At 71.3% G+C, this 2,912-nt stretch carries 1 protein-coding gene; it reads right to left on the bottom strand.

What is annotated here, in order from left to right:
* Positions 1-2,912, bottom strand: a 2,912-nt coding sequence (locus tag AB4112_RS35885; protein ID WP_441727233.1) for an amino acid adenylation domain-containing protein, incomplete at both ends; no start/stop codon positions are given.

Genomic DNA, 2,912 nt, shown 5'->3' with positions numbered 1-2,912 from the left:
AGCGATCGGGTGGGGTTGAGGGCTTCGACCAGGCGCTCGAACGGCAGGTCCTGATGCGCATAGGCCGACAGGTCCCAGTTCCGCACCCGGCCCAACAGCTCCCGGAAGCTCGGATCACCCGACACATCCGTCCGCAGCACCAGCGTGTTCACGAAGAACCCAACCAGCTCCTCCAGCGCCGCATCCGTCCGGCCCGCCACCGGGCTCCCGATCGCAATGTCCTCACCCGCCCCCAGACGCGACAGCAGCGCTGCCAATCCCGCCTGCAGCACCATGAACAGCGTCGCACCGCTCTCCCGCGCCAGACCCTGCAGACCCCGATGCAGATCCGCATCCAGCCGCACCGGCACCACACCCCCACGCCGGCTCGACACACCCGGGCGCCGACGGTCCGCCGGCAGCTCGATCTCTTCCGGCAGYCCACGCAGCGCCTCGCGCCAGTGCCGCAGCTGCCTCGACATCTCGCTCCCGGGGTCCGTCTCCTCTCCCAGGACCTCCCGCTGCCACAGCGTGTAGTCCGCATACTGCACCGGCAGCTCCGGCCAACCCGGCACCGCACCCCGCCGCCGCGCCCCATATGCCCGCCCCAGGTCCCGCGCCAATGGCGACAGCGACGACCCGTCACCGGCGATGTGGTGCACCGTCAGCAGCAGCACATGCTCCCGGTCCCCAAGCTCGAACAGCTCCGCCCGCAACGGCGGCTCACGCTCCAGGTCAAACCCGTGACGCGCCCCCGCCCTCACCAGGTCCCAGACCTCGCCCTCCGTCGCCGCCCTCACCGACAGCACCGGAGCCGCGCTCTCCAGCACCTGCTGCCACGGCACGCCCCCCTCCTCCGCGAACACCGTCCGCAGGCTCTCGTGACGCGCCACCACATCCCCCAGCGCCTGCTCCAGCGCCCCCCGGTCYAGCTCTCCCCGCAGGCGCAGCACGATCGGAATGTTGTAGGTCGGGCTCGGTCCCTCCAGCCGGAACAGGAACCACAGACGCTGCTGCGCATACGACAACGGCAGCCGCTCCGGACGCACCTGCCGCGCCAGGCCCGCCCGTCCCGGCCGCGCCGTGCCCAGCCGCTCCGCAAGCCCCGACACCGTCGGCGCCTCGAACAGGCTCCGGATCGTCACCTCGACCCCCAGGCTCGACCGGATCCGTCCGATCAGGCGGGTCGCCAGCAGCGAATGCCCGCCGTGATCGAAGAACCCGTCGTCGATCCCCACCCGCTCCAGACCCAGCACCTCCGCGAACAGGCCGCACAGGATCTCCTCCTGCGCCGTCCGCGCCACCCGGCCACCGGCCGACACCCGCTCCGGCGCCGGCAGCGCCTTGCGATCGAGCTTGCCGTTCGGCGTCAGCGGCAATGCCTCCAGCACCACCACCGCCGACGGCACCATGTGCTCCGGCAGGCGCCCAGCCGCATGCGCCCGCAGCGAACCCGCCTCCAGCTCTTCACCCGGCCGCGCCACCACATACCCCACCAGCCGACGCTCGCCGGGACGGTCCTCCCGCGCGATGACGGCGGCGTGGGCCACGGCGGGATGGCTGCCGAGCGCCGCCTCGATCTCACCAGGTTCGATCCGGAACCCGCGGATCTTCACCTGCTCGTCCGCACGGCCCTGGTACTCCAGCTCTCCGTCCGGACGCCAACGCGCCACGTCTCCCGTCCGGTACATCCGGGAGCCAGGAGTGCCGAAGGGGCACGCCACGAACCGCTCCGACGTCAGGCCCGGCCGGTTGAGGTAGCCGCGGGCAAGACCCGCTCCAGCCACATACAGCTCCCCCGACACCCCCACCGGAACCGGCTGCAATCCTCCGTCCAGCACGTACACCCGCGTGTTCCAGATCGGTCGACCGATCGGGGCGTCTCCTCCCCGGCACTCCGCAAACAGACTGTCGCCGCTGGCCTCCGATGCACCGTAGAAGTTCACCAGCCGCGCCTTCGGCCAAGTGCCGGCGAAGCGCTCCACCAGACGCTCCGGCAGGCGCTCGCCGCTGCTGATCCACAGCCCGCCGAAGTCCCGGCCCGCCGCTGCCGCATCGCCCAGCATCGCGTCCAGCAGGCCAGGCACCACCGTGACGTGCTCGATGCCGTGCTCCGCGATCCGTGCCGACAGCGCTACGGCATCCCGCGCCGACGCGGGGTCGATCAGCACCTGCCGGCCGCCAGACAAGAGCGGCCCCAGCAGTTCCGTCGTCCCGTCGATGAAGCTCAGCGAACTCTTCGCGCAGGCCGGCCCGCCCGGAGCATAGGGATGGAACTCCGCTCGCCACGCCAGCCGGTTCACCAGCCCGGCATGCAGCCCGACCACGCCCTTGGGGCGTCCGGTGGAGCCGGAGGTGTAGATCACATAGGCCGGGTGTTGGGGTCGGAGGGGCGCCGTCCGCTCCCCGTCACCGGGATCATGCTCAGGTGCCGCCGACAGCGCCGACGACACCGAACCTTCCTCCAGGCTCAGCACCGGCACCGGACCGCACCACGCCTCCGCCCCTGAACCGATCACGCAGACCGGGCCCGCATCCGACACCATGAAGCCCAGCCGCTCCGCCGGATACTCCGGGTCCAACGGCAGGTACGCGGCCCCCGACTTCAGCACACCCAGCACCGACACCACCATCGACACCGAACGCGGCAGCGCTATCCCCACCACGCTCTCCGGGCCGATCCCCCGGCCGATCAGCACATGCGCCAGCCGGTTCGCACGGCGGTTCAGCTCCGCATAGCTCACCACCTCACCGCCATGCTCCAGCGCCACCGCATCCGGCGTCCGGCGCATCTGCGCCTCGAACAGATCCGGCACCGTCCCGCCAGGCACCGCCCGATCCGTCCCATTCCAACCCGACAGCAGACGGGACCGCTCCTCCGCATCCAGAAGCTCGATCCGGCCCACCGACTGCGATGGATCCGACACCACCGA

The sequence above is a fragment of the Inquilinus sp. 2KB_23 genome (assembly GCF_052115705.1).
GTDB lineage: Bacteria > Pseudomonadota > Alphaproteobacteria > DSM-16000 > Inquilinaceae > Inquilinus > Inquilinus ginsengisoli_A.
Note: the sequence above shows the minus strand (reverse complement) of the source record. Positions and strands in the feature narration are given on the sequence as shown.